Below are 25,538 nucleotides of genomic sequence, written 5' to 3'. Positions count from 1 at the left end.
TACGGAGTGCCCGCTCGTGCCCGCCTGTGCCGAAGGTCAGTGATCCGGTGGGTGACTTCTGGCACCTCCGGCGGCGCGTTGACCACCTCTATCGTGAGCGCATGAGACGTCTCGGACCAGAGGAATGGTCGGGCCTCACCATGCTCGTGCTGTGCGCCGGGATCGGCATCCCGGCCATGGTGGGGGCCACCGACCCGGATCTGCCCAGGCCGCTGTGGATGGCCTTGTTCTTCCTGGTGTTCGCCGCGGTCATCGCGGCGTTCAGCCTGGAGCACCGGCCCGCCGCCGGCCGTATTGCCTACGGGGCGGGCATCGTGCTGGCCTGGCTGGTCGTGCTGTCCGTGCCGTACGCCGGCCTGCTGCCGGTCCTCCTGGTCGCCGTCGCGGCGGTCGGCACCGACATCGTGCGCCTGCCCGCCAACATGGCGGTGGTCGCCCTCAACACCGTCGTCATCACCGTGTCCATCTGGCGCGGCGGCCAGGAGGCGATCGACGTATTCATCGGCGGGGCCTTCTACGCCCTGGTGCAGGCCGCCTCGGTCCTCAGCGTCGTGGCGATCCGGCGCGAGCAGCGGCAGCGCCGCGAGCTGACCGAGGCGCATGTCGAGCAGCAGGCCGCCACCGTCCTGCTGCAGGACGCCGCCCGTACCGCGGAACGGCTGCGCATCTCCCGCGACCTGCACGACCTGATCGGACACCAGCTCACCGTCCTGACCCTGGAACTCGAATCCGCCCGGCACCGCCCGCCCGAGGCGGCCCGCGAGCACGTCAACCGCGCCAATGGCGTGGCCCGCGACCTGCTCGCCGACGTCCGCTCGACGGTCGGCGAGCTGCGCACCGCCCCGGCCGCCGACCTGGGCGAGGCCCTGCGCAGCGTCGGCCGCGACATCCCCGGTCTGGACGTCGCGGTCGAGGTCGGCGGCGATGTCGAGGCCGACGAGGAGCAGGCCGCGGTGCTGATACGAGCCATGCAGGAGATCGTCACGAACACGCTGCGGCACGCCGAGGCACGCGAGTTGTGGGTCGACGTCGTACGGGACGGCGCCGCGATCCGCCTCACGGCGGCCGACGACGGGCAGGGCGCGTCCGACTTCGTCGTCGGCAATGGGCTGCGCGGCCTGGCCGAGCGGGTCGCCGCGCTGGGCGGCGAGGCCGGCTTCGACGGGCGGAAGGGCTTCCGGGTTACGGCCCTGGTGCCGGAGCGAGCGCCGGAATGGGCGCCGGAGTGGGCTCCGGACCGGCTGCCGGACCCGGCGTCGGACCCGGCGTCGGACCGGGCGTCGGCCCCATGACCCGCGTCGTCGTGGTCGATGACCAGACTCTCGTCCGGCAGGGCATCGGCGGCCTGCTCGACGTCGCCGGCATCGATGTCGTCGGCGAGGCCGACGACGGCGCCGCCGCGCTCGACGTCATCGACGACACCAAGCCCGATGTCGTCCTGCTCGACCTGCGCATGCCCCGGTACGACGGCATCTGGGCGCTGGAGCAGCTGCGCGAGCGCGGCGTCGAGGTCCCGGTTCTCGTGCTCACCACCTTCGACGACGACACCCTCGTGCTCGACGCGCTGCGTGCCGGAGCCCGCGGCTACCTGCTCAAGGACGTGACGCTGGAGCAGCTCACCAACGCCGTCGAAGCCCTCGCCGCGGGCGGCACACTCATCGCCCCGTCCATCACCGACCGGCTGCTGCGCGCCATCCGCTCCGGCCCGTCGCCGGTGGGCCGCGACGCGCCACCGGTGCAGGAGCTCACCGGGCGCGAGCTGGAGGTGCTGCGGCTGGTCGCGGAGGGCTACAGCAACCGGGAGATCGCGGGCGCGCTGTTCCTCGCGGAGGGCACGGTCAAGAACCACGTCTCGACCATCCTGCTCAAGCTGAGCGCCCGCGACCGCACCAACGCGGTGCTGCGGGCCCTGCACGAGGGCATCCTGCGCTGATCCGCTCCCCCGCGGACCGGCTTGTATAGTTGCGCAATGTAGCAACTTTGCACGCGTGTGAACACCGAAAGGCAGCACCCGACATGGGCCTCATAGCCTGGCTGGTCCTCGGCCTCGTCGCCGGGGCGATCGCCAAGATCCTGCTCCCCGGCCGCGATCCCGGCGGCATCCTCGGCACCACCATCATCGGCATCATCGGGGCCTTCGTCGGCGGCTGGCTGTCCGCCCAGTTCCTCGACCGCCCGATCGCCAAGGACTTCTACGACACCGCGACCTGGGTCTCCGCCCTCGGCGGCTCCCTCGTCCTGCTCATCGCCTACCGCCTGGTCTTCGGCAACTCCCGCCGCTGAACGGGCCCGTAAACAGAGGAGACTGACACCGTCATGGCCCTGTGGGACCGGCTCAAAGATTCCGCCTCCACCATGCAATCGCAGCTCAACGCGAAGAAGAACGACCTCAAGAGCGGCGCCTTCCGCGACGCGAGCATGGCCATGTGCGCCCTGGTCGCCGCCGCCGACGGATCGATCGATCCGGACGAGCGCCGCAAGGTCGCCCAGCTCATCATGAGCAACGAGGTCCTGCAGAACTTCCCGGCCGACGACCTCCAGCGCCGCTTCGAGGACTACTGCAACAAGCTCACCGCCGACTTCGACTTCGGCAAGGTCAGCATCCTGCAGGAGATCGCCAAGGCGAAGAAGAAGCCCGCCGAGGCCCGCGCCGTCATCCAGATCGGCATCGTCATCGGCGGCGCCGACGGCGACTTCGACAAGACCGAGCAGGCCGTGGTCCGCGAGGCGTGCTTCGCAGTAGGCCTGCCGCCCGCCGAATTCGACCTCTGACCACCACGACGACGGGTGGGCGTACCGTACCGGCGGCACCGGTCAGCCGGTACGCCCACCCGCCTCAGTCGAGCGCGAAAGCCCTCAGGAACTCGCGGACTGGGCCGAGTCGGCCGCGGCCCGGCGTTCGGCCAGTTCCTTCTCCACCTTCGGGTAGATCCGTTCCAGGCGATAGGCCCAGAAGAGGATGATCAGCAGCAGGAACAGCGCCATCGGCACGTAGATGAACATCGCCTCGATAGCGTTCAGCGCCGAGTCCGACTGGGCGTCCTTGTTCCCGTTGTAGCCCGCCGCGCCCATGACCCAGCCCAGCAGCGCCGCCCCCAGGCCGTAACCGAGCTTCTGGCCCATGCTTCCCGCGCTGTAGAGGACGCTTTCGAGCCGGCGGCCGCTCTTCCACTCGCCGTACTCGATGGTGTCCGGGAGCATGCCCCAGATCGCGCCGAAGATCGGGATCCGCCCGATGCCGCGGAGGATCGATCCGACGATCGCCAGCTCCATATTGGTCGGGTCGATGGCGATCAGCAGCGAGCCGACGAGGAAGACACCCGCGCCGACGATCATCGGGACGATCTTGCCGAACCGGTTGTAGACGGGCTGCATGAACAGCATGCCGATCAGCGCCGGGATGTAGAGCATGAAGGACATCAGCGCGGCGAACCCGACATCGCCCAGGAAGTACTCGGCGAAGTAGGCGGTCGCCCCGGTATAGAGCGATTCCGCGATGCTGAACACGATGAATATCGCGAAGAGCAGCACCCAATAGCGGTTCTTCCCCGCGAGCTTGAGCGCCTCGCCGATGCCGGGCTGGTTCCGCGGCGGCGCCGTGTCGACGATGCGCTCGCGGGTGTTGCGGAAGGTGATGAAGAACAGGACCACCGCGAGCGCACCGAAGAGGGTGAACGTGATGATCCACGCCGGCTGGTTGTCGCCCAGCGCACGCACCAGGGGCAGGGTGAGGACGGTGACGATCAGCGCGCCCAGGGTCGCGCCGAACATCCGGGTGACGTTCAGCCGGGAGCGTTCGGTGAAGTCGCGCGTCATCCGGGTGTTGAGCGTCCCGTACGGGATCACCGCCGCGCTGAGGGCGACGTTCATCAGCAGATACGTGACGGCTATATAGATCAGGGTCGCCGTCGATCCCAGATTCGGCACGGCGAACACCAGGACCAGCGCAACGGCGAAGGGAACGGCGGCCCGCAGGACCCAGGGACGGGCCTTGCCCCAGCGGGTCGAGGTCCGGTCGACGATCGCGCCCATCCCGACGTCTACCACCCCGTCGGCCAGCCGGACCACGAGCACGATGGTGCCGACCGCTGAGGCCGCCGCCCCGATCACGTCCGTATAGAAGAACACCACATACGTGGCCAGCGCCCCCCAGGCAATGTTCGTGGCAAGGTCACCGGCGCCGAAGGAGAGACGTTCCTTCCATGTCACCGTGGCGAATTCGTTGGCGTGTTCGCTCGTCTTCGCGCGTTCCTGGGTGAATTCGTTGGTGTGTTCGCTCATCGTCGAGCGTCCCTTCACGATCAGGGGGTGCTGGCGTAGTAGTGGCTGGTGGCGTAGTAGTGCTGGGGGGTCAGTGCTGGGTGGCGTCCAGCAGTTCGCGGGCGAGACCGGCCAGATCGAGGTCGTTCGCGCGTTCCACCTCGGCGACAGCGGCCGGGTCTATCGCCTCGATGCCCCGGTAGGCTCCGGCGATCGCGGCCGCCATGCAGCCGATCGTGTCGCTGTCGCCGCCCGCGTTGGCGGCCAGCCGCGCGATCCGCACCGGGTCGCCGGCGCCGGCGACGAAGAAGCCGAGCGCGGCCGGCACCGCCTCCGCCGCGGGCAGGCCGACGCCGATCTCGCCGGCGATCAGGTCGATGGCGTGCTCGTCGTCGCGGGCCGTGACGGCCAGCGCGACCGCACGGTCGATCCGCCGCTCGACCGAGGCGCCCGGCACGTCGCGCCCCTGGGCGCGGCCGAGTTCGGCACCTGCCCGGGCGCCTTCGGTGGCCGCCCGTACGACATCGACGATCTCCGTGCCGGGGACGCAGGCCTGAGCGACCGCGGCGGCGATGGCCGCGGCACCCGCCACGCCGGGCGGCGTGTTGTGGCTGGGCACGCAGGTGGTGAAGGCGGTCTTGACCGCCGCCGCCGGGTCGCCGTGGTGGAAGAGACCGACGGGGCCGACCCGCATCGCGGCGCCGTTGCTGGCGCCCTGGGTCATGATCGACCCGGCCCGGCCGACCTCGCGGGGGTCCTCGCCGCGCTCCAGGCGGGCGATGGCCTCGCGGGTGGTCGGCCCGGCGAAATGCGGGAAGTAGTTCTCGTTCTTGGACCATTCGATCAGCAGCTGCGCCATGTCGCCGGGCGTCAGCGCGGCTCCGGTACGGGCCAGTAGCCGGGCCAGCATGATCATCTGGCTGGAGTCGTCGGTGATCTGCGCCGCGGCCCGGCCCTTCGCGTACGGGGCGCCGGGGAGCGGGGCATGGAACCCGGTGACGTAACCGCCGAACGCCGCCCGGATCTGATCGCGGCTCAGCTCCTCGGTCGGTGCGCCGAGCGCATCGGCCAGGCAGGCCGCGGCGAGGCTGCCGTGGATCTTGGAGTGGAGCGACGTATTCAACTCGGGTACCTCTCAGTCGTGCTCATGATCTGTACGTCAGGCCGCTCGCCGCGCTGCGAGTCGGACAGGTAGGTGCGGCCGCCGATGGCGGTCACGCAGTGGGTCGCCTGGGCGACGGCGCGCCGCAGGCTGTCGTGCACGCCGGTCCCGGCCAGCAGGGCGCCGAGGAAGGCGCCGGCCAGCGCGTCGCCGGCACCGGTCGTATCGACGGCGGTCACCTCGGTGCGCAACCGCGCACGGTGGACGACGCCGTCGCGGTCCAGAGTGAACGCGCCCCGGGCGCCCTCACTGGCCACGACGAGCTCCGCGCCGAGCTGGACCAGCCGCTGGGCGGCGTCCAGTGACCCGCCGGGAGCGAGCTTGGCCGCCGAGGCGGCATTGAGGAAAACGATGTCACTGAGCTTGAGCAGCCGGGTGAACTCCGGCTGGTCCGGCTCGAAGGCGTCCGGTTCGAGATCGACGGCGACCCGCGCGCCGCGCTCACGGGCGAGCTCGGCGACGGCCGCGGCCCACTCGAGGTCGTCGGCCAGCGGCGCGACGATGGCGGCGCCCGCCATGACCGAGGCGTCGATCTCCCCGATCTCAGGCAGCTTGATCCCGGTGTCGGCGCCGGTCAGCGCCTTCTCCCCGCTCGGGTCGAGTTGTACGAAGCACATCCAGGTCGGGTGCCGGCGATCCCGCAGGGAATGCTCGGTCGACACCCCGAGCCCGCGGAGCTCGGCCAGCGCGGCGTCGGTGTCGGGACCGGCGCCGGTCTTGGTGATCAGCTCCACCGCGACGCCCTGCTGCGCGGCCGCGGCGGCGAGGTTGGCGCTCATGCCGCCGCCGTACACGCCGGCCAGGGCGCCGATGGCCTTGTTGTCGTGGCCCGCGATGTGCGGGACCCGGACGAAGTAGTCGATGCTCGCGTCGCCCACGACGACAAGGCGCGGCGCCGGCTGCCGGTCGTTGCTCATGCTCAGCTCCTGAGGTCTATGTCGAGGTGGTAGCGATCACCGCGCAGGATGTAGCGGGTGAACTCGACCGGACGGTGATCGGCCCCGGACGCCGTACGCTCCCGCAGCATGGCCGCCGCGCCCGGCTCGACCCGGAGCAGCTCGGCCTCCGCCTCCGAGAGGTTCACGGCGCTGACGCGCTCCCGCGCATGCGTCGGCTGGGCGCCGCGCTCGGTGAAGAAGGCGTACAGCGATTCCCCGGCGAACTCCGCGAAGTCGATCCCCGGCTGCGGAACCAGATAGTGATCAAGGAAGACGAAGGGGTCGTCACCGATCCAGTAGCGCCGCTCTATGTGAACCACCGTGTCGCCGGCCTCGATGTCCAGCGCCGCGGCGACCGCGGCATCGGCGGCTGCCTCGGCATTGCTGAGCAGCTCGGGCCGGATCGCGAAGCCGCGCTGCCGCAGCTCGCGCCCCAGGCCGAGCATCGGGCTCATCGCGCGAATCTCATTCGACGCGACGATGCTGCCCCGCCCGTGAAACCGCTCGACCAGCCCGAGCCGCTGCAGCTCCTGCAGCGCCCTCCGTACGGACGTCTGCGACACCCCGTACCGCTCCCGGAGCTGGCTCTCGGAGGGCAGCCAGGCTCCCGGCTTCAGCTTTCCGCTCAGGATGTCGCGCTGGATCTCGTTCTGGATCATGCGATAGAGCGCTGTGCGGCTCGGTCGGTCGGTCATGTACTTAGTGTACTAAGTGTGTCAACCCTGGTAAGACAGCTCGCCGAGGGCGCGATAGCCGCGCTCGACCACCCCTGGAACGACCTCGTGGCGCCCGTCACGGACGGGGATCTCGAGCATGTGGAGGACCTGCGCCGCTACGAGCACCGCCGCACCGTCCCGGCCGACCAGGTCGAGGATTCGCGTCCACAGCCGCCTTCGGACACCGTCCAGCAGCGGATCCCGGAGGGCGTACCACCAGAGGGTGGTGAGATCGATCGCCCGCGTACCGCTGCCCGCGTTCCCGATGTCCACGACCGCCACCACCGCTCCGTCACGGACCAGGACATTGCCGGGGGTCGCGAGATCGGCATGGACCATGTCAGGTGCCCTGGTTGGTGGCGGGATGTCGGCGCACAGGAGCCGCAGGCGCTCGACCAAGGCCGCCACCTCGGCGGAATATCCCGAGAGCCCGGCCACGGACCGGCGGAGCAGCGCCTGCTCGGGCGTCTCCTCGACATCCGGCCCGCCGGCGACAGCCGCTTCCCGGCCGGTGGCGACCCGCCAGGCGTACGACCAGTGGTCATAGGGCTCGGAGGCTTGCCCGGCCTGGAGCTCGATGATCTCCATCAGCTGCTCGATGAGGGACGCGGTCAGCTCCGGCGCGGGCGCCGCGTCGACGAGGTCCATCAGATGCCACACATGAGTGGCAGTGGCCCCCACTCCGAGCCAGGCCGGGGTGGGATAGCCGCGACGCCGCATGTGCGCGACGACTCTCTGGGCTCGCCGCGTCTCGTCCAGTTGGCCGGGGTGCACCCGGGGCACAGCCTTGAGCACGGCATGCGCCCCTCCGCCCAACTGGACGCGCGTGGCACCCCCATTGACGCCTTGAGGGAGGCGACCGAGGAGAGTGACGTCCGCCCCGACCACACCGGCCACATCGTCCAGGACCTCGCCCGGCAGCAGTCCGGGACGGGAGCCATGGCTCATCGGAGAACTCACTCGGTCAGTGTCCCGCGAGCTCATGCCGGAGCCGTACGGTCCCGGAAGGCCCAGCTCAGCGGCGGCTCCACCACGCCGCGGAAGGCGCGCCGCACCGGCGGTGTGCACAGCAGCGTAATGACCACTGCCGCGCATCCCGTCACGGCCAGCTCGCCGAGCGGGGTGTGCAGCCACGGGTGGTCGTACCAGCCCCACCAGCGGATGGCTTTGACCAGGAAGCCGTGCAGCAGATATCCGTAGAGCGTGCCGGTGCCCAGCCGCGTGAACCACAGCCGCCGGCCCGGCACCCAGGCCAGCAGACACCCCGTCAGCAGCAGCGCGAGACAGAACAGCGCCGGTACCGCCACGACGGCCGTCCAGCGGGCGGCGCCGAAGCCGTCGACGCTGTCGCGGTGGTAGAGCCACTCGGTGTTGAACCACGGGGCCACCGCGTAGCAGCCCACCGCGGTGACGGCCACCACGGACAGCGCGACCAGCCGCGCCGGCCAGTTGCGTACGACGGCGAAGTGCTCGGGCCGCAGCCGCAACCCCAGGACGAAGTACGGCAGAAAGCCCAGCACCCGCTGCAGCGCGAGCTCGCCGCCCAGGCCGGGCGAGGCCGCCGCCAGTGTCGCGATGGCCAGCGCGATCGGCACCGGATAGCGCAGCTGCTGCCAGACGGGTGCGGTCAGCCGCCAGATGAACAGGGCGACGAGGAACCACATCACGTACCAGGGGTCCATCAGGCTGATGGGGTTGCCGGGCTCCATGGTGTAGCGGGCGAAGAGGGAGTACGCGGTCTCGAAGACCAGATACGGGATCAGCACGCCGGCCACCAGCCGACGCGTACGGCGGGGGCCGGCGTCGTAACTGCGCGAGAGGTAGCCGGAGATCAGCGCGAAGGCCGGCATATGGAAGGCGTACACCGTCAGATACGCCGCATGAACCGCCCGGCCGGTGTGCGTCAGCGGCTCCCAGGCGTGGCCGCAGGCGACCAGCACGATGACGAGATACTTGGCGTTGTCGAAGTAGGCGTCGCGGCGCTCGGTGGTTGCCGTGGCCATCGACTGCACGATGAAGATCTCCTTGAGTTACGGGCCGGGGGTCAGGCAGGCGGGCAGGTGGCGTTTTGGTTGTTTCCGGAAATATTGGCTGATACGCAGCCCGAGACCCGCTCACAAACACGCCCACGGCATCACCAGGAGCGACGTTGCCCGAGCACGACTTCCCCTTCGACCCCACCCACGGATACGACCTGCCGCGGCTGCTGGAGGTGACGGCTCCGGCCGGCCCCGCCGACTTCGCCGGCTTCTGGCGCAAGCGCCATGACCAGGCCCGCGGCATCGACCCGTCACCGCAGGTGGGCCCACCCGAGGCGGAAGTGGACGGCATACGGATCTCCCCCGTCTCGTACACCTCCGTCGACGGCGTCCGTATCGGCGGCTGGCTGACGGCCCCGGCCGACGGCCGCGTGACGCAGGGCTGTGTCGCGACCCACGGATACGGAGGCCGCGACGCCCCGTCCCCACACCTGCCGCCGCCGGGATCGGCGACGATCTGGCCCTGCCTGCGCGGGCTGGGCACCCGCAGCCTGCTGCCCGGCATGCCGCCGGACGCGGCCGGGCATGTGCTCCACGGCATCGACTCGCCCGAGTCCTACGTCCTCGGCGGCTGCGCCGCGGACGTATGGTGCGCGGCCACGGCGCTGCTGCGGTTGTTCCCCGCGGCCGCCCGGCGCCTGACCTACCTGGGCACCAGCTTCGGCGGCGGCATCGGCGCGCTGGCACTCCCCTGGGACGACCGGTTCCACGCGGCCGCCCTCACGGTGCCGACCTTCGGCAACCACCCGCTGCGGGTGACCCTGCCGTGCACGGGCAGCGGCGATGCGGTGCAAGCCAGGTACGGCGATGATCCCGGCGTGCTGGAGGTCCTGGCGTACTTCGACGCGGCCACGGCGGCCCGACACCTCCGCCTGCCCGTCCACGTAGGCGCCGCCCTCTTCGACCCGTCCGTCCCCCCACCGGGCCAGTTCGCGGTACACAACGCCCTCGCGGGGCAACACGAACTCTTCGTCCTGCGCACGGGCCACTTCGATCACCCCACGGCAGCCACCGAAGCGGCTGAACTGGAGGCACTCCAGCGCGGCTTTCTGGCGTCTGCCGGCTGACGCATACGACCAGCTGAGGGAACGCACGTGCGCCGCATCCCCGTAGCCCTGCTCCTGCTCCTGCTCGCCCTGACCGCCTGCTCCCCCGGCGACGCCGGGCCCGGCGTGCGGCTGCCGCAGCCCGGTGCGGTCTTCGACTACCAGCTGGGCGGCCCGTACCAGCCCGAGAAGCAGGTCGAGGCGGTGGCGCGCGATCGCACCGCTAAGCCGGCGCCCGGGCGCTACAACATCTGCTACGTCAACGCCTTCCAGACCCAGCCGGGCCGGTCCATCGCCTGGTGGCAGAAGCATCACGACGACCTGCTGCTGCGCAGGGGCGGCGAGATGGTGATCGACGAGGACTGGGGCGAGGCGCTCCTGGACATCTCCACCGCGGACAAGCGCGACGACCTGCTGCAGGTCGTCGGACCGTGGCTCGACGGCTGCGCGCGGGACGGCTACGACGCGGTCGAGCCGGACAACCTCGACTCGTACACCCGCTCCGACGGGCTGCTGAAGGCGAAGGATGCGGTCGCGTTCGCCCGGCTGCTCGCCGTGCGGGCGCACGAGAAGGGCCTGGCGATCGGGCAGAAGAACACCGCCGATCTGCTGCCCCGGAGCGGGAGGATCGGCTTCGATTTCGCGGTCGTGGAGGAGTGCGCCGCCTACGACGAGTGCGGGCCCTTCATCAAGGCGTACGACGGCAGGGTCTTCGCGGTCGAGTACCAGCCGGCCGCCTTCGAGCGCGGCTGCCGCCGCTGGGGCGAGGAACTGTCCTTGACGCTCCGCGATCTCGATGTGCGACAGCGTGGCGCCGCGGGTTATGTATTCCGAACCTGTTGAGGGCGGAGTTCTGCCAGCTCCGAGTCCAGCTGCGTGCTTGCCGGGTCAGGATGACGAACCGGCCGTCCGCGGCGAGGCTCTGCCGCGCGGTGCCGGTTCACCACGGGAAGGAGTTGAACACCCGGGGTGTTCTACCGGGCATGGCGATACATGTGCTCTTCGAGGGAACGCCAGGCGTGATCGTGCGAAGCGATGACCTCGTCATCGAGGGAGCCGCCCTCGACGATGTCGTGAGCGCCGCGGTCCGTGCCGCCAAGTCGGCAGATCGGATCGAGCTGTGCGGGGGCATGCCGGTCGACGTTGCCGCCAGGGTGCGTGCGGCCGTCAGCGCCGATGTCGACGTACGGGTGAACCGCTACGGCTTCGAGTCGCTCGAGCAGGTCGCCGCGTACAAGACTGCCTTCGCCAATGGTGAGCCGGGTAATGCGGCATTCTTCCTCCCCGCCGCGGAGTCGACTCCGCTGACCCAGCATGATGGCGTTCTCGTCGCCGGCGTCGCCGACGAGAACGATCTCAGGGCGCAAGTCCGCGAAGCGCACGCACGAGGCGCCGGAATCGTCGAACTCTACGCAGGGCTCGGCATCTCCGCCGCCGCGGTCGCCCGAGAGGCAAGCGGGCACCAAATCCCCGTCGGATTCATCGACTGAGTGGGGCGCAGACATCGAAGGGGACGCGCTGGACCTGCGTCTCGACGACCAGACTAAACTGCAGATATTCCGGCCCTTCCCACGTATCACGGCCCAGCATGAACTCAGCGGTCAGCCGGGTACCTTCGGCGATGCGGCGAGCAAAAACATGGCTGGGTAGCCGACCAAGTCCGTACCGCGCCGGCCGGAGCGAAGACGGCCGACACCCGCGCCTGCCACCAGCGCTCGGCCTATGGCCGTGAAGCATCGTCCCGGATAGATCAGTAGGGTCGCTGGCGTGCGCGATGTACGGGTGGTCCTGATCGGCGGGACATCGAACGTGGGGAAGTCGACCGTTGGCCAAGTGGTGGCGGAGAGGCTCGGGTTCGAGTGCCTGAGCACTGACGGGCTGGCCCGGCATCCTGGGCGACCCTGGAGAACCCCGGAGCGGGAGGTGCCTGCGCATGTCGCCGAGCACTACGGATCACTGACGGTGGACGAACTGATCACATCCGTACTCGGCCACTACGATCGACTCTGGCCTCGCATCGAAGAGCTGATTACGGTCCGTGCTACCGAGGACCGCGGCAGGACAGGCCTGGTTCTGGAGGGGTCGGCACTCTGGCCCGTCCGAGTCGCAAAGCTGCGGATCCCGCGCACGGCCGCCGTGTGGCTCACCACGGACGACTCCGTGGTGCGCGCCCGCGTTCACGCGGCAGGCCGCTATGACACAGCCACAGACGAGGAACAGGTCCTGATGGACAAGTTCCTGGCTCGCACTGAGCGCTACCAGACACTCATGATCGATGCCGTTGACAAGCTGAGCCTGGATCGCATCGACGCGGGCGGCGGACGTTCCGCCACCGAACTGGCTGACACCGTACTCGCGGCAGCCGACGCGCAGACCACGGTGGGACGGTCCGCCACCGGTCGGTAAAGGCGGAGCCGGTCTCGCCAAGCGACTCACAGCACCGCGGTGGCCGTCCGCGGTCTGCGCCACGACGGTGTCGCCGACGACCTGCCCGCCCAGGTACCAGAGCCGACCGCCGGAGGCCAGGGGCTGCCCCATCAGGCTCAGGCCGTAACGGGCGCCTGGGATGAGCTGGGCCAGGTCGCCGCGGACGGGGACGGTGTGTTGCATGCGGGCCAGCTGGCGTGGCGGGAGCAGGTCGCCGGCGAGGAGTGCTGCCAGGAAGCGGCTCAGGTCCCGCTGCGTACTGATCATTTCGGCCGCGGCGCCGGCCGAGGACATGTTCCGTACGGTGGTGTCGGTCCAGGTGTCGCGGCTCTCCGGGAAGCGCTTGTACGTGCGGGCGTGCGGTCGCGGCAGCCGGGTGGCGTCGCCGGGAGCGTACGTGCCGGACAGCCGCAGCGGGCGCAGCACCCGGGCGGTGACCTGCGTGCGCCAGTCGCGGCCGGTGGCCGCCTCGATGACCATGCCGGCGACGATGTAGTTGGTGTTGGAGTACGACCACTGGGGGTATGGGTCGTCCGCGTCGGCCGGTGGGAAGGCCGGGGGCCGGCGCATGGCGATGGCGACCAGTTCGGCGGGGTCGTAGTGGCGGTGGCGCTCGCGCGCGAAGGCCGTCGCGGTCTGGTCGAAGTCCTTGACGTCCGAGTGGTTGGCCAGGCCGCTGGTGTGCTGGAGCAGGTTGCGGAGGGTGATGGCGCGGCCGTCGTTGCCGTGACCGGAGATCAGGCGGGGCAGCCAGCGCTCCACGGAGTCGTCCAGGGACAGCCGTCCCTCGGCCTCCAGCTGGAGGATCGCGGTGGCGACGAAGGCCTTGGTCACGCTGCCGATCCGGATGGAGCCGGCGCGCGGTGGCGGGGCGTTGGCCGACAGGTCCGCGACTCCGGCCCGGGCGGACTCGTACCGCCTGCCGTCGCGCAGTTCGGCGGCGATGCCGACGAATCCGCCGTCGTGCAGTGCGCGGCGCACCTCGTGCGGCAGTCCATGCCCCGCGCCGCGGGCTGCCGCCGCTCGCGTGGCGACGGCCGTGCCTGCCGTAGCGACGGCCAGCCGGCGCCGGTCACCGCCGATCGCCGCGTCAGGCCGGTCCGTATCTCTCTCAGCTCGCTCATGGGCCCCTGCGCGCCCTCGCCCACCCCGTTCGGCTCGACCTGCTCTACCTCCTCGAGCGCGAAGGACCGCTGACCGCGAGCCGCGCGGCCGAACTGCTCGGCCTCACACCGAAGGTGTGCTCGTACCACCTGGGGCTGCTCGGCAAGTACGGCGTCATCGAGGAAGCGGGCGGCGGCAAGGGCCGCGCGCGGCCGTGGCGGGTGCGCGAGGCGGTCGGCCTCAACTACACGCGCCGTCCTGGCGAGGACGCCGCGGTCACGCGCGCCGCCGACGCGTTCGCCGCGACCATGGCTGCCAGGGACGCGCGTGTGATCGAGGAGTTCATCCGCCGGCGGCACCTGCTGCCGGAGAGCTGGCGCAACGTCTCGGCGCTGTCCAGCAACCCCCTGCGCCTCACCCCGCAGGAACTGGCCGAACTGCGCACCGACCTCCTGGCAGTCGTGCACCGCTACGCCGAACGCAGCCGCACCCCGAGCCCGGGCGCCCACCCCGTACACACCGCCATCTACGCCGTCCCCACGGAACTGGACCCGCTGACCTTACGGGAGGACTGACCATGCCCCGCCGGGCCGGCGCGACGGACCTCCCGCTCGCCCGGATCACCCCCCGCGAGCGCGACGTGCTCTCCCTGATGGCCCAGGGCCGCTCCAACGCGGGCATCGCCCTCGCCCTCACACTCAGCCGCAGCGCCGTCGCCAAACACATCAACAGCATCTTCACCAAACTCGCCATCCCACCCGAGGAACGCGACAACCGGCGCGTGCTGGCGGTGCTCGCCTACCTCGACAGCAGAGGCAGCGGCCGTTCCCGGCTCGCCGTCGGCCGCGCGCGGAGATGCTGCGGCGCTCGCCGAGTGTCCAGCCACCGATGACGCCTCGCCTCCGTGCCGACCCCATCAGAGGCGGCAGCTGATCTCCATGCCGTCCTCGACGGGGAACGTCACGCTCTGGTATCCGTTCGCCGGGTCGCGTACGTAGTCGAGGTACGGGCGCAGACTGCTCAGGCCGACGTCGTCGGCCACGACGAGTGTGCCGGGCCGCAGACCCGGCTCGAGAAGCCGCAGGACGGGCAGGCACAGCTCTTTCCAGCCGTCCAGCAGGACGAAGTCCGCGGGGGCGTCGAGGCCGCGGAGGGTGTCGCGGGCGTCTCCCTCCAGCGTGGTGATCAAGTCGTCCAGGCCGGTCTCGGTGAAGGTCCGGCGGGTTGCGGCGATCTTGTCCTTGCTGAGTTCTGTGGTGATGACGCGTCCGGTGCCGTTGTCCCGTACGGCCGCGGCCAGGTACAGCGTGGAGATCCCGAAGGACATGCCGAACTCGACGACCGTGGCCGGCCGGACGGCCCGGACCAGGTTGTACAGCAGTTCCCCGCCGCTGGCGGAGATCGGCATATAGACCTCCGCCGCGGCGTCGGCCTGCTCCTGGGGCGTCAGCGGCGCGAACCCGCCGGGCAGCTGCGCGCTGACGCGCGCGGCAGTGGCTTCGTCCTGCTCGGCTCGCTCGAACATCCGGCCGAGGGCTGCCTCGATGCGGGGGTCGGCAAGCGTGTGGGTGTGTGTCATGAGTGCTAGAGTAGACGCAACGTAGCGTCATTTCTAGGGGCGATACTCTGACCGACGGGAGGCGAAATGGCATCTGCGACAAGCGCCGCCGAGGCGAGCGGCACCGGCGGATCGGGGCGGCGTCACCACGGCAACCGGCACGGACGCAGCGAACCGGCCCGGCTGGCAGTACTGCAGGTGGCCGACGGCCTGCTCGTCGAGAAGGGCTTCGCCGGCGTCACGATGGAGGGCATCGCCGCACGGGCCGGTGTGGCCAAGCAGACCATTTACCGCTGGTGGAAGAGCAAGACCGACGTCCTGATGGACGCCTTCCTCCAGGACGCGACCGAGGACCTCACGGCTCCCGATTCCGGCGATATCGCCCTCGACCTGCGCGACTATCTGCGCCGACTGGCGTGGTTCCTCAGCGAGTCCGACCCCGGCGCCGTCTTCAAGGCGCTGATCGCCCAGGCGCAGCACGATCCGGTGTTCGCCCAGGACTTCCGGTCCCGCTACCTCGACGGACAACGCCGCCGCGACCGCCTGCCGTTGGAGCGGGCCGTGGACAGGGGCCAGCTGCCCGCGGACCTCGACATGGCGGCCGAGACGGACCAGCTCGTGGGCCCTCTCTACTACCGCGTGCTGGTGACCGACGAACCGATCAGCCACGAATTCACCGACGGGCTCGTCGAGGCGTTCCTCCGACGGCACGAGTTGACGACGCGGACGAAGTCCTGACCAATCTGCCTGCCCCCCTGGGACGACGGCCGTGGATCAGGCCGGTCAGCGCTGCAGGGTGAGGAGACCGGGCCGCCAGGGCAGCTGGTCGTACGGGCCGCCCGCGCTGGGGGACTTGCCCTGGTAGAGGAGCTGCAGGTTGCACGGGTCGATGGTCATGGTCTGGTCGGGCCGTAAGCACCGCGGACGGACGTCTTCGGCTGAGACTTCGTCTGCGCATGGGGACCTCGATCCTTGAGTGAGGGCGAAGTGAGGCATCCGGCAGACTCGACTGGGAGCGCTCCCCCGCGATTTCGCGTAGAGCTGCACCTTCGGGCCAACCGCGCCCGACCTCTTCAGGCGTAGGGAACGACTGCGGATCATTGCAGCTCAAGTGTGCATCTCGGCGACTTGCGTCTATTTCCCGGTAAATTCCACCCGGAGTCTTGACAGGGTCACGACGCTCCAGCACTTTGGGAGCGCTCCCACACTTCAATGCTTGCACCGTCGTCCGGTGCTGCCACACCTTCGCCTCCGGCATCGAGCCGCGTTCCGCCACCAGGAGGACAACCGTGCCCATATCCCGAAGATCCTTCGCCACCGCCGCAGGCGGCGCCCTCGTCGCGCTCGGCGCGAGCCAGGGGTTAGCCCGGGCCGTCGACCCGGACGCGCAGCGCGAAAGGGCCATCGCGGCGGCCGCCGACGACCCGTACACCCAGGCGTTCCTGACCCAGTACAAGAAGATCAAGGACCCGGCCAACGGCTACTTCTCCACCGACGGCATCCCGTACCACAGCGTCGAGACCCTGATCGTCGAGGCGCCCGACCACGGGCATCAGACCACCTCGGAGGCGTTCAGCTTCTGGATGTGGCTGGAGGCGGCCTACGGGCGGGTCACCGGCGACTGGTCGGCCTTCAACAACGCCTGGTCGGTGGCCGAGAAGTCGATCATTCCGCAGCGCGTCGACCAGCCCACCAACGACTCCTACACCGCCTCCAAGCCCGCCACCTACGCCCCGGAGTGGCCCGACCCGGCCAAGTACCCCTCCCCGCTGGACGGCTCCGTCTCCGTGGGCGCCGACCCGATCGCCTCCGAGCTGTCGTCCGCGTACGGGACGACGGACATCTACGGCATGCACTGGCTGATGGACGTCGACAACACCTACGGCTACGGCAACAAGCCCGGCACCGGTGGCGAATCAGGGCCCGGCGCAGGACCGTCGTTCATCAACAGCTACCAGCGCGGCTCGCAGGAGTCGGTGTGGGAGACCGTCCCGCAGCCGACCACCGACCTGTTCAACTACGGCGGCACCAACGGCTACCTCGACCTCTTCGTCAAGGACTCGTCCTACGCAAAGCAGTGGAAGTACACGAACGCCCCGGACGCCGACGCCCGGGCGATCCAGGCCGCCTACTGGGCCCTCCGCTGGGCCACCGCGCAGGGCAAGGCCGACCAGGTGTCCGCCTCCGTCGCCAAGGCCGCGAAGCTCGGCGACTATCTGCGCTACTCGATGTTCGACAAGTACTTCAAGAAAATCGGCAACTGCACCAGCCCGACCGGCTGCTCGGCCGCCTCCGGCCGCGACGCCCAGCACTACCTGCTCGCCTGGTACTACGCCTGGGGCGGCGCCACGCCCGGCGGCGGCTGGGCCTGGCGGATCGGCGACGGCGCCTCCCACCAGGGCTATCAGAACCCCTTCGCGGCCTGGGCGCTGTCCACCATCCCCGCGCTCACCCCCAAGTCCCCCACCGCCAAAGGCGACTGGTCCAAGAGCCTGACCCGGCAGCTGGAGTTCCTGCGCTGGCTGCAGTCCGCCGAAGGCGCGCTCGCCGGCGGCTGCACCAACAGCTGGGATGGCGCCTACGCCACCCCGCCGGCCGGCACGCCGACCTTCTACGGGATGGCGTACGACTGGCAGCCCGTCTACCACGACCCGCCGAGCAACAACTGGTTCGGCATGCAGGCGTGGGGACTTGAGCGGGTGGCGGAGCTGTATTACGTGAGCGGCAACGCCACCGCCAAGGCGATCCTCGACAAGTGGGTCGCGTGGGCCGCCTCGGAGACCACGGTCGGCGCGGACGGCAGCTACCGGTTCCCGTCCACGCTGAAGTGGTCGGGCGCGCCCGACACCTGGAACGCCTCCAACCCGGGCGCCAACACCGGCCTGCACGTCTCGGTCACCGACTACACCAACGACATCGGCGTCGGCGCCTCGTACGTCAAGACGCTCATGTATTACGCCGCCAAGGCGGAGAACAGCGAGATCGCGGGGCTCGCCAAGTCGCTGCTGGACGCCATGGCGGCGCACGCCGACAGCAAGGGCATCGCCGTGCCCGAGACCCGTACCGACTACAAGCGCTTCAACGACCCGGTCTATATACCGGCCGGCTGGTCCGGGAAGATGCCGAACGGAGACGCCCTCGCCCCGGGCGTCACCTTCATCGGGATACGTTCCTGGTACAAGAAGGACCCGCAGTGGTCCAAGGTGCAGGCGTATCTGGACGGCGGGGCCGCGCCGGTCTTCACGTATCACCGCTTCTGGGCGCAGGCCGACATCGCGATCGCGCTGGCCACCTACGCCGAGCTGTTCGCGGGCGGCGGCCCCGGCGGGGACACGCAGCCGCCGACGGTGCCGACCGGCCTGCAAGTGACCGGGACGACCGCGAATACGGCGTCGCTGTCCTGGACGGCGGCCACCGACGACACGGGCGTGGCGGGCTACGACATCTACCGGGCGGGTGCTCTCGCCGGTTCCAGCACCACCACTTCCTTCACCGACTCGGGCCTGTCCCCGTCCACCGACTACGTCTACGCGGTGTCCGCCCGCGACGCCGCCGGGAACGCCTCGGCGCTGTCCGCCGAGGTGACCGCGACCACCAAGGCCGGTCCTGGCGGCTCCGGGGCGGTGAAGGTCCGGTACAAGAACAACGACTCCAGCACCAACGACAACCAGATCAAGCCGGGCCTGCAGATAGTCAACGCGGGCAGCGGCGCCCTGGACCTGTCCACGGTGACGGTGCGCTACTACTTCTCCGGCGAGTCCGGCGCGTCCACATACAGCACCTGGTGCGACTACGCCCAGCTCGGCTCCTCGAACATCACGCACAAGGTGGTGGCCGCGAGCAGCCCGAAGACCGGCGCGGACCACTACCTCGAGGTCGGCTTCACGGCCGGCGCGGGCTCGCTCGCCGCGGGCGCGTCCACCGGCGACATCCAGCTGCGCCTCAACAAGACGGACTGGTCGAACTTCAACGAGGCCGACGACTACAGCCGGGGCACCAACACGGCGTACGCCGACAGCCCGAAGATCACCGGCTACGCCGACGGCACCCTCGTCTACGGAACCGCGCCCTAGCCCCCCTCAACCCCCGGTGGCGGGGCGCCTCCCGCTGTAGTCCCGCCACCGGGGCCCTCGCATCCGGGCGCCGTCCTTGCCCGGGTCGCCGAGAGCCATCCTCCAGCTGACGAAGGCAGATCTCGCATGCGCAGACGCCGCTTCCTCGGCCTCGCGGCCGCCACCGCCGCCACCGCCGCGACCCCGATCCTCGCCCGCCCGTCCCTGGCCACGGCCGCGCCCGCCACCGACGCCCGGGCGGCGCCGGTGTGGCGGGGCGTCGCCGTCGGGGGCGGCGGGTTCGTCCCCGGCATCCTCTTCAGCCAGAGCCGCAAGGGGCTGGTGTATGCCCGTACGGACATCGGCGGGGCTTATCGGTGGGACGCCGCCGGCGCCGCCTGGATTCCGCTGCTGGACTGGGTCGGCCTCGGCAACTGGGGCTACAACGGCGTCGTCAGCCTGGCCATCGACGAGTCCGCGCCCGACAGGCTGTACGCCGCCGTCGGCATGTACACCAACAGCTGGGACCCGAACAACGGCGCCGTGCTGCGCTCCGGCGACCGCGGCGACACCTGGCAGACCTCGCCGCTGCCGTTCAAGCTCGGCGGCAACATGCCCGGGCGCGGCATGGGCGAGCGGCTGGCCGTCGACCCGAACAAGGGCAGCGTGCTCTACCTCGGCGCGCCCAGCGGCCACGGCCTGTGGCGCTCCACCGACGCCGGCGCCACCTGGTCGAAGGTGGCGTCCTTCCCCAACCCCGGAAACTACGTCGCCGACCCGAACGACTCCTCCGGCTACCAGTCCGACATCCAGGGCGTCGTCTGGGTGCTGTTCGACAAGCGGAGCGGCAGCGCGGGCACCGCGTCCCGGACGATCTACGTCGGCGTCGCCGACAAGGACAACACCGTCTACCGCTCCACCGACGCGGGCGCCACCTGGTCCAGGATCGCCGGGCAGCCCGCCGGCTACCTCGCGCACAAGGGCGTCTTCGACCACGTGGGCGGCCGCCTGTACATCGCGACCAGCGACACCGGCGGCCCGTACGACGGCGCCAAGGGCGACGTGTGGCGCTACGACACGGCCGACTCGGCGTGGACCCGGATCAGCCCGGTCCCGTCCACCTCGTCGGACAACACCTTCGGCTACTCGGGCCTGGCCATCGACCGGCAGCACCCGGACACGATCATGGTGGCCACGCAGATCGCCTGGTGGCCGGACATCACCATCTTCCGCTCCACCGACGCCGGGGCCACCTGGACCCGCATCTGGGACTGGGGCGCGTATCCGGAGCGCACCTTCCGCTACACCCAGGACATCAGCTCCGTACCGTGGCTGACCTTCGGCTCGTCCCCGCAGCTGCCCGAGATCACGCCGAAGCTCGGCTGGATGACCGAGGCGCTGGAGATCGACCCCTTCGACTCGGACCGGATGCTGTACGGCACGGGCGCAACCATCTACGCCGCCACCGACCTCACCAAGTGGGACAGCGGCGGCAAGATCACCATCAAGCCGATCGTGGCCGGGCTGGAGGAGACGGCGGTCCTGGACCTCATCAGCCCACCGTCCGGCCCCCAACTCCTCTCCGCCCTCGGCGACATCGGCGGCTTCGTGCATACGGACCTCACCAAGATCCCGGCGCTGATGTACACACAGCCGAATTACACCTCCACCACCAGCCTCGACTACGCCGAGCTGAAGCCGGCCGTCATCGCCCGCTGCGGAAACATCGACAAGTCCGCCAACCCCGGCGTCAACCGAGCCGCCTTCTCCACCGACGGCGGCGCGCACTGGTCCCAGGCGAGCGGCGAGCCGGGCGGGGTGAGCGGCGGCGGCACGATCGCTGTGAGCGCCGACGGGTCCGTGGCCGTGTGGGCGCCCGAGGGCGCCGCGGTCAGCCGCACCACCGTCTCCGGCGGCTCCTGGACGGCCTGTTCCGGGGTCCCGCAGGGCGCGATGGTACGGGCGGATCGCGCCGCTGCGGCACGCTTCTACGCGTACGCGGGCGGCAAGATCTACGCCAGCCGCGACGGCGGCGCGAGCTTCACCGCCACCGCCGCCTCCGGGCTGCCCGCGTCCGGCGCCGTACTCAAGGCGGTGCCGGGCGCCGAGGGCGAGCTGTGGCTGGCCGGCGAGGGCGGGCTGTGGCACTCCACCGACGGCGGTACGAGCTTCACCAAGGCGAGCGGCGTGACCACCTCCCTCAACATCGGCTTCGGCAAGCCCGCTTCGGGCAGCCGCCCCGCCCTCTACCTCATCGGCACAGCCGGCGGCACGGCAGGCATCCACGCCTCCGACGACAACGGCGCCACCTGGCGGCGCATCAACGACGACCGGCATCAGTACGGCAACATCGGCGCCTGCATCACCGGCGACCCGCGCCTGTACGGCCGCGTCTACGTCGGCACCAACGGCCGCGGCATCGTCTACGCCGACGCCTCCGGCAACGACCCGGGCGGCCCCACCGGCGCCGTCAAGGTCCGCTACAAGAACAACGACTCCAGCGCCACGGACAACCAGATCAAGCCGGGCCTGCAGCTGGTCAACACCGGCACCACGGCCGTGGACCTGTCGAAGGTGAAACTGCGCTACTACTTCACCGGCGACGCGGGCTCCGCCACGTATCAGACCTGGTGCGACTACGCCGCCCTCGGCGCGGCGAACGTCACCCGCAGGACCGCCGCGCTGAGCCCCGCCCGCCCCGGCGCCGACCGCTACCTGGAGGCCGGCTTCACCGCGGGCGCCGGCAGCCTCGCGCCGGGTGCGAACACCGGCGAGATCCAGCTGCGCCTCAACAAGAGCGACTGGTCGGCCTTCAGCGAGGCCGACGACTACAGCCGCGCCGCCAGCACCGCCTTCACCGACGCCCCCAAGGTCACGGCCTACGTGAACGGCGTCCTGGCCTGGGGCACCGAGCCGTAACACCTCCGCACCCGGCAGTCACCACCAACCGATGAGGAGCACAAGAGCCGCATGAAGACACGAAGACTGAAGCCCGCACGACGCGGGCCGGGCCGCCGGCTCGCCGCCGCGGTGGCGGCGTTCGCCGTCGGCGCCGCGCTGGCCGTGGGGATCGCCCCGCAGCCGGCCGCGGCCGCCACCCTCGACAACCCGTACGTGGGCGCCAAGACGTACGTGAACCCGGACTGGGCCGCGCGCGCGAAGGCGGAGCCCGGCGGCAGCGCCATCGCCGACCAGCCGACCTTCGTCTGGCTGGACCGGATCGCCGCGATCACCGGCACCAGCACCTCCCGCGGGCTGCGCGCCCACCTCGACGCCGCCCTGGCCCAGGGCGCGAACATGATCCAGCTGGTCATCTACGACCTGCCGGGCCGCGACTGCGCCGCGCTCGCCTCCAACGGCGAGCTCGGCCCGACCGAACTCGGCCGCTACCAGAACGAGTACATCGACCCGATCGCCGCGATCCTCAAGGACTCGAAGTACGCGAACCTGCGGATCGTCAACATCATCGAGCCGGACTCGCTGCCCAACATCGTCACCAACGCCGACCAGCAGGCCGGCGCGACCGAGGCCTGCCGGGTCATGAAGGCGAACGGCAACTACGAGAAGGGCGTGGGCTACGCGCTGGCCACCCTGGGCGACCTCCCCAACGCGTACAACTACATCGACGCCGGTCACCATGGCTGGCTCGGCTGGGACACCAACCTCGGCCCGGCCGTGGACGTGTTCAAGAAGGCCGCGACGACGTCCGGCGCCACGGTGGACGACGTGCAGGGCTTCATCGCCAACACCGCCAACTACACGGCACTGCAGGAGCCGTACTTCAAGGTGACGGACACCGTGAACGGCACCACCGTGCGGCAGTCGAAGTGGGTGGACTGGAACCAGTACGTGGACGAGATCACGTACGCCCAGGCGCTGCGGTCCCTCGCGGTCAGCCGGGGCGGCTTCAACTCGAACATCGGCATGCTGATCGACACGGCCCGCAACGGCTGGGGCGGCGCGGACCGGCCCACCGGCCCGGGCCCGACGACCAGCGTGGACGCCTACGTGAACGGCAGCCGCATCGACCGGCGCATCCACCTCGGCAACTGGTGCAACCAGAGCGGCGCGGGCATCGGCGAGCGGCCGAAGTCGGCGCCCGCCGCCGGCATCGACGCGTATGTGTGGGCCAAGCCCCCGGGCGAGTCGGACGGCGCCAGCCAGCCCGTCGACAACGACGAGGGCAAGGGCTTCGACCGGATGTGCGACCCCACGTACACCGGCAACGACCGCAACGGGAACAACATGTCGGGTGCGCTGCCGAACGCGCCGCTGGCCGGGCACTGGTTCTCGGCACAGTTCCAGCAGCTGCTGCAGAACGCCTACCCGCCCCTCGACGGCGGTGGCGGCGGCAATGACACGACCGCGCCGAGCAGGCCCACGGGGCTGACGGTCACCGGCAAGACGAGCAGCAGCGTGTCGCTGTCCTGGACGGCCGCGACGGACAACGTGGGCGTGGCCGGCTACGACATCTTCCGCGGCAGCACCCAGGTCGGCTCGTCCACCACCACGTCGTTCACCGACACCGGTCTCAACGCGTCCACCGCCTACTCCTACACGGTCAGGGCGCGGGACGCGGCCGGGAACGTCTCGGCTGCCTCGGCGGCGGTCAGCGCCACCACGGACGCCGGCGGCGGTGGCGGCGGCAACATCAAGGTGCAGTACAAGAACAACGACTCCAGCGCCACGGACAATCAGATCAGGCCGGGGCTGCAGCTGGTCAACACCGGCACCAGTGCGGTGGATCTGTCGAAGGTGACAGTGCGCTACTACTTCACCGGCGAGTCCGGCGCGTCCACGTACAGCGCCTGGTGCGACTACGCGGTCGTGGGCTGCGGATCCCTGACCGCAAAGGTGAGCGCACTGAGCAGCCCCAAGACCGGCGCCGACCACTACCTGGAGGTCAGCTTCTCGGGCGGCACGCTGGCCGCGGGCGCGGCCACGGGCGAAATACAGCTCCGCTTCGCCAAGACCGACTGGTCGAACTTCAACGAGGCCGACGACTACAGCCGCGGCACATCGACGGCCTTCGCCGACAACCCGAAGGTCACGGCCTACGTCAGCGGCACCCTTGCCTACGGCACCGCACCGTAAACCACCCCGGAGGGCAGAGGTGCCGGCTGGGTCGACTCTCAGCCGGCACCTTTGCCGTGGGCCGGCCTCCCAATCCACCTATTGACGCAAAAGCTTCTATAGCGCACCCTGGCCTCAAAACCGTAGATATCGGACACAGGGAGATGTCATGCCCAGCCAGCTCAAGACAGGGGTCGGTATGCTCCGCGACATCGCAGCGGGAATCGACGCAGCCAACGCCATGTGGCACGGCCGCCCGGCACCCGACAGCGCACGCAGCGGGCCGGCCGATCGCGAACCCACGTCCGCGCCGCCCAGGTCCTCGGCCGAGCACGGCCACGACGATAACTCTGGCACACCGCACCACCACCGCTGAGGCCGGCAGGTCACGAGTGCGGTGCCGTGGATTCCCTGATCACGACTCGGCCGGGCTGCTTCTCAAGGCCCGAGCGCGAGGATCCGCTGATCGCCGCGAACAGCTCTTGCGCGGCGACCCGGCCCACCTGCTCCAAGCTCATGTCCACGCTGGTCAGCGGCGGGCGGGCGGCCGAGGTGAAGATCTCCCAGTTGTCGAAGCCCATCACCGCCACGTCGTCCGGGACCGTACGGCCACGCTCGCGCAGGATCTCCATCGCGCCCCTGGCCAGCTGGTCGTTGCCGCACAGGAAGGCATCGATCTCCGGATGCCGTTCGAGCAGCATGGTGGCGGCTGCCCGGCCCCATCCCTCGGACCAGCTGCCGAACTGCGGCTCGCCCACCAGCGCCAGTCCGGCGTCCGCCAGCTCCTGCCGGGCGCCGTCGGCACGCTCACGTGCCGCGCAGTAGCCCGGGTCGCCGGTGATGTGGGCGATGCGGGTGCGACGCTGTCCGGGACGACGGACAGGTCGGCGGGATCGGCCGACGGAGCGTACGCATAGACGACCGGCACCGGCAGTTCGCGGCCCAGCGAGGGACGGGGATCGGTCCTGCTGCCCACCACGATCAGCCCGTCCACGTTGCGGCTCAGCAGCGCCTGCACGTGGTACTGCTCCCGGATCGCGTCGCCGCGCGTATCGCAGAGGAACACCGAGACCTGGCCGGCGCCGAAGGCGTCCTCGGCCCCCATCAGGATCGGGATGCTGAACCGGCCCTCCAGGTCAGCTCCCCACCGGCGGCGTCGTCGT

General features: G+C 70.3%; 21 protein-coding genes and 3 pseudogenes. 14 read left to right on the top strand and 10 right to left on the bottom strand.

Translation table 11 applies throughout. The features are described from left to right. The first annotated feature begins 101 nt into the window (after positions 1-101). From ACNNMR_RS36125 to ACNNMR_RS36110, 4 genes are all read left to right on the top strand, one after another. Positions 102-1,292, top strand: coding sequence for a sensor histidine kinase (locus tag ACNNMR_RS36125; protein WP_419998911.1), 1,191 nt, complete (start codon positions 102-104; stop codon positions 1,290-1,292). Next, entirely contained in the window at positions 1,289-1,933 is a 645-nt protein-coding gene (locus ACNNMR_RS36120; RefSeq protein WP_419998910.1) for a response regulator, read from the top strand. The genes ACNNMR_RS36125 and ACNNMR_RS36120 overlap by 4 nt, the downstream gene beginning before the upstream one ends. Before the next feature lie 83 nt (positions 1,934-2,016). Then, positions 2,017-2,283 (top strand): GlsB/YeaQ/YmgE family stress response membrane protein, encoded by a 267-nt coding sequence (locus ACNNMR_RS36115; RefSeq protein ID WP_419998909.1) that lies wholly within the window; start codon positions 2,017-2,019, stop codon positions 2,281-2,283. Between the two features lie 33 nt (positions 2,284-2,316). Beyond that, entirely contained in the window at positions 2,317-2,772 is a 456-nt protein-coding gene (locus tag ACNNMR_RS36110; protein ID WP_419998908.1) for a tellurite resistance TerB family protein, read from the top strand. A gap of 84 nt (positions 2,773-2,856) precedes the next feature. Here the strand turns inward: ACNNMR_RS36110 and ACNNMR_RS36105 are convergent, their stop codons facing one another. From ACNNMR_RS36105 to ACNNMR_RS36080, 6 genes are all read right to left on the bottom strand, one after another. Beyond that, entirely contained in the window at positions 2,857-4,281 is a 1,425-nt protein-coding gene (locus ACNNMR_RS36105) for an MFS transporter (RefSeq protein ID WP_419998907.1), read from the bottom strand. 70 nt (positions 4,282-4,351) lie between these two features. Next, positions 4,352-5,383: an ADP-ribosylglycohydrolase family protein gene (locus ACNNMR_RS36100; RefSeq protein WP_419998906.1), complete on the bottom strand. Its 1,032-nt coding sequence runs from the start codon at positions 5,381-5,383 to the stop codon at positions 4,352-4,354. Then, positions 5,380-6,339, bottom strand: coding sequence for a carbohydrate kinase family protein (locus tag ACNNMR_RS36095; protein ID WP_419998905.1), 960 nt, complete (start codon positions 6,337-6,339; stop codon positions 5,380-5,382). The genes ACNNMR_RS36100 and ACNNMR_RS36095 overlap by 4 nt, the downstream gene beginning before the upstream one ends. A 2-nt stretch (positions 6,340-6,341) precedes the next feature. Beyond that, on the bottom strand, positions 6,342-7,055 hold the full coding sequence (locus ACNNMR_RS36090; RefSeq protein ID WP_419998904.1) for a GntR family transcriptional regulator: 714 nt from the start codon (positions 7,053-7,055) through the stop codon (positions 6,342-6,344). Between the two features lie 21 nt (positions 7,056-7,076). Further along, the gene (locus ACNNMR_RS36085) at positions 7,077-8,036 is read right to left on the bottom strand and encodes a phosphotransferase (RefSeq protein WP_419998903.1); all 960 of its coding nucleotides are present in this window, start codon (positions 8,034-8,036) and stop codon (positions 7,077-7,079) included. Between the two features lie 20 nt (positions 8,037-8,056). After that, positions 8,057-9,079 (bottom strand): acyltransferase family protein, encoded by a 1,023-nt coding sequence (locus ACNNMR_RS36080; protein WP_419998902.1) that lies wholly within the window; start codon positions 9,077-9,079, stop codon positions 8,057-8,059. Positions 9,080-9,225: 146 nt separating this feature from the next. On the opposite strand from ACNNMR_RS36080, the gene ACNNMR_RS36075 reads away from it, so the two are divergent. The 4 genes from ACNNMR_RS36075 (at position 9,226) to ACNNMR_RS36060 (ending at position 12,567) form a co-directional block, all read left to right on the top strand. Beyond that, entirely contained in the window at positions 9,226-10,182 is a 957-nt protein-coding gene (locus ACNNMR_RS36075; RefSeq protein WP_419998901.1) for an acetylxylan esterase, read from the top strand. 27 nt (positions 10,183-10,209) lie between these two features. Beyond that, positions 10,210-11,004 (top strand): endo alpha-1,4 polygalactosaminidase, encoded by a 795-nt coding sequence (locus ACNNMR_RS36070; RefSeq protein ID WP_419998900.1) that lies wholly within the window; start codon positions 10,210-10,212, stop codon positions 11,002-11,004. Between the two features lie 140 nt (positions 11,005-11,144). Continuing rightward, positions 11,145-11,651, top strand: a complete 507-nt coding sequence (locus ACNNMR_RS36065; RefSeq protein WP_419998899.1) for a hypothetical protein — start codon at positions 11,145-11,147, stop codon at positions 11,649-11,651. Between the two features lie 292 nt (positions 11,652-11,943). Further along, entirely contained in the window at positions 11,944-12,567 is a 624-nt protein-coding gene (locus tag ACNNMR_RS36060; RefSeq protein ID WP_420000606.1) for a hypothetical protein, read from the top strand. An 87-nt stretch (positions 12,568-12,654) separates the two neighbouring features. On the opposite strand, the pseudogene ACNNMR_RS36055 reads toward ACNNMR_RS36060, so the two are convergent. Beyond that, positions 12,655-13,569, bottom strand: a pseudogene (locus ACNNMR_RS36055) (serine hydrolase domain-containing protein); the annotation flags it as partial. A gap of 149 nt (positions 13,570-13,718) precedes the next feature. Here ACNNMR_RS36055 and ACNNMR_RS36050 point away from each other — a divergent pair. Further along, the gene (locus ACNNMR_RS36050; protein ID WP_420000605.1) at positions 13,719-14,267 is read left to right on the top strand and encodes a winged helix-turn-helix domain-containing protein; all 549 of its coding nucleotides are present in this window, start codon (positions 13,719-13,721) and stop codon (positions 14,265-14,267) included. Positions 14,268-14,293: 26 nt separating this feature from the next. Next, positions 14,294-14,500, top strand: a pseudogene (locus tag ACNNMR_RS36045) (response regulator transcription factor); the annotation flags it as partial. Between the two features lie 108 nt (positions 14,501-14,608). On the opposite strand, the gene ACNNMR_RS36040 reads toward ACNNMR_RS36045, so the two are convergent. Continuing rightward, the gene (locus ACNNMR_RS36040) at positions 14,609-15,271 is read right to left on the bottom strand and encodes an O-methyltransferase (protein ID WP_419998898.1); all 663 of its coding nucleotides are present in this window, start codon (positions 15,269-15,271) and stop codon (positions 14,609-14,611) included. Between the two features lie 66 nt (positions 15,272-15,337). Here ACNNMR_RS36040 and ACNNMR_RS36035 point away from each other — a divergent pair, with 66 nt between their 5' ends. Further along, positions 15,338-15,988: a TetR/AcrR family transcriptional regulator gene (locus ACNNMR_RS36035; RefSeq protein WP_419998897.1), complete on the top strand. Its 651-nt coding sequence runs from the start codon at positions 15,338-15,340 to the stop codon at positions 15,986-15,988. 45 nt (positions 15,989-16,033) lie between these two features. Here the strand turns inward: ACNNMR_RS36035 and ACNNMR_RS36030 are convergent. Next, positions 16,034-16,159: pseudogene (locus ACNNMR_RS36030) on the bottom strand (alpha-L-arabinofuranosidase); the annotation flags it as partial. A 380-nt stretch (positions 16,160-16,539) separates the two neighbouring features. On the opposite strand from ACNNMR_RS36030, the gene ACNNMR_RS36025 reads away from it, so the two are divergent. From ACNNMR_RS36025 to ACNNMR_RS36015, 3 genes are all read left to right on the top strand, one after another. Then, positions 16,540-19,323: a glycoside hydrolase family 48 protein gene (locus ACNNMR_RS36025; protein WP_419998896.1), complete on the top strand. Its 2,784-nt coding sequence runs from the start codon at positions 16,540-16,542 to the stop codon at positions 19,321-19,323. 126 nt (positions 19,324-19,449) lie between these two features. Beyond that, positions 19,450-22,221, top strand: coding sequence for a cellulose binding domain-containing protein (locus ACNNMR_RS36020; protein ID WP_419998895.1), 2,772 nt, complete (start codon positions 19,450-19,452; stop codon positions 22,219-22,221). 51 nt (positions 22,222-22,272) lie between these two features. After that, entirely contained in the window at positions 22,273-24,396 is a 2,124-nt protein-coding gene (locus ACNNMR_RS36015) for a glycoside hydrolase family 6 protein (protein WP_419998894.1), read from the top strand. A 365-nt stretch (positions 24,397-24,761) separates the two neighbouring features. On the opposite strand, the gene ACNNMR_RS36010 is transcribed toward ACNNMR_RS36015, so the two are convergent. Then, positions 24,762-25,217 carry a substrate-binding domain-containing protein gene (locus ACNNMR_RS36010; protein WP_420000604.1) on the bottom strand — a complete coding sequence of 152 codons (456 nt, stop codon included), beginning with the start codon at positions 25,215-25,217 and terminating at the stop codon, positions 24,762-24,764. Positions 25,218-25,538: the final 321 nt, after the last annotated feature.

This window comes from Streptomyces boninensis (assembly GCF_048572725.1).
Classification (GTDB): domain Bacteria; phylum Actinomycetota; class Actinomycetes; order Streptomycetales; family Streptomycetaceae; genus Streptomyces; species Streptomyces boninensis.
Note: the sequence above shows the minus strand (reverse complement) of the source record. Positions and strands in the feature narration are given on the sequence as shown.

What these genes read in the sequence shown, in the direction of transcription:
- ACNNMR_RS36125 (WP_419998911.1), top strand. Translation starts at nt 102, where the DNA reads ATGAGACGTCTCGGACCAGAGGAATGGTCGGGCCTCACCATGCTCGTG.
- ACNNMR_RS36120 (WP_419998910.1), top strand. Translation starts at nt 1,289, where the DNA reads ATGACCCGCGTCGTCGTGGTCGATGACCAGACTCTCGTCCGGCAGGGC.
- ACNNMR_RS36115 (WP_419998909.1), top strand. Translation starts at nt 2,017, where the DNA reads ATGGGCCTCATAGCCTGGCTGGTCCTCGGCCTCGTCGCCGGGGCGATC.
- ACNNMR_RS36110 (WP_419998908.1), top strand. Translation starts at nt 2,317, where the DNA reads ATGGCCCTGTGGGACCGGCTCAAAGATTCCGCCTCCACCATGCAATCG.
- ACNNMR_RS36105 (WP_419998907.1), bottom strand. Translation starts at nt 4,281, where the DNA reads ATGAGCGAACACACCAACGAATTCACCCAGGAACGCGCGAAGACGAGC.
- ACNNMR_RS36095 (WP_419998905.1), bottom strand. Translation starts at nt 6,339, where the DNA reads ATGAGCAACGACCGGCAGCCGGCGCCGCGCCTTGTCGTCGTGGGCGAC.
- ACNNMR_RS36090 (WP_419998904.1), bottom strand. Translation starts at nt 7,055, where the DNA reads ATGACCGACCGACCGAGCCGCACAGCGCTCTATCGCATGATCCAGAAC.
- ACNNMR_RS36080 (WP_419998902.1), bottom strand. Translation starts at nt 9,079, where the DNA reads ATGGCCACGGCAACCACCGAGCGCCGCGACGCCTACTTCGACAACGCC.
- ACNNMR_RS36065 (WP_419998899.1), top strand. Translation starts at nt 11,145, where the DNA reads ATGGCGATACATGTGCTCTTCGAGGGAACGCCAGGCGTGATCGTGCGA.
- ACNNMR_RS36040 (WP_419998898.1), bottom strand. Translation starts at nt 15,271, where the DNA reads ATGACACACACCCACACGCTTGCCGACCCCCGCATCGAGGCAGCCCTC.
- ACNNMR_RS36035 (WP_419998897.1), top strand. Translation starts at nt 15,338, where the DNA reads ATGGCATCTGCGACAAGCGCCGCCGAGGCGAGCGGCACCGGCGGATCG.
- ACNNMR_RS36020 (WP_419998895.1), top strand. Translation starts at nt 19,450, where the DNA reads ATGCGCAGACGCCGCTTCCTCGGCCTCGCGGCCGCCACCGCCGCCACC.
- ACNNMR_RS36015 (WP_419998894.1), top strand. Translation starts at nt 22,273, where the DNA reads ATGAAGACACGAAGACTGAAGCCCGCACGACGCGGGCCGGGCCGCCGG.